This is a genomic window from Microbaculum marinisediminis, from assembly GCF_025397915.1.
GTDB classification, from domain to species: Bacteria; Pseudomonadota; Alphaproteobacteria; order Rhizobiales; family Tepidamorphaceae; genus Microbaculum; species Microbaculum marinisediminis.
In genome coordinates this window covers 1-415 of record NZ_JALIDZ010000038.1, presented here as the reverse complement: position 1 = coordinate 415, position 415 = coordinate 1, and the positions used below count along the sequence as shown (strand labels likewise).

General features: G+C 63.9%; 1 protein-coding gene. It reads right to left on the bottom strand.

Translation table 11 applies throughout. The features are described 5' to 3' along the window. Positions 1 to 257 (bottom strand): hypothetical protein (locus MUB46_RS24175; protein ID WP_261618536.1); only part of this gene is annotated, 257 nt, incomplete at its 3' end. Positions 258 to 415 lie beyond the last annotated feature (158 nt).

The following is a 415-nucleotide window of genomic DNA, read 5'->3' as shown; positions in this document are numbered from 1 at the left end:
CGCTGACCGATATTCATGATCCTTTCGAACAGGCTCCCGGTATCGCCCCACACCGACGGTGCGGATAGGGCCTCCAGATCCGGGAACCTCGACGGTTCCGGCGCCGTGGCGTTCATCGTGTCGAGCATGGACGGACCGGAACGGCCCGGTGCCAGCGGATCGCCATGACTGAGCGCCGCTGAGGCGTAGGTAGCGCCGGGTGGCGCATAGCCAGTCCCCATGAACTTGGCCAGCACTTCGGGGGGCAGCAGGGCCATTATGAATTTCCTCCATTGCAGGGATCGCCCGGTTCGCAGTTTTCCTGGTAGAACCGGCGGGTTTCCGGGGGCATGGACATGACAAGCGACCAGAGGCGAAACGCCATGCCGATGGTCATGCCGGGCGGAATGGACAGGCGCACGGCAATCGCGAGAAG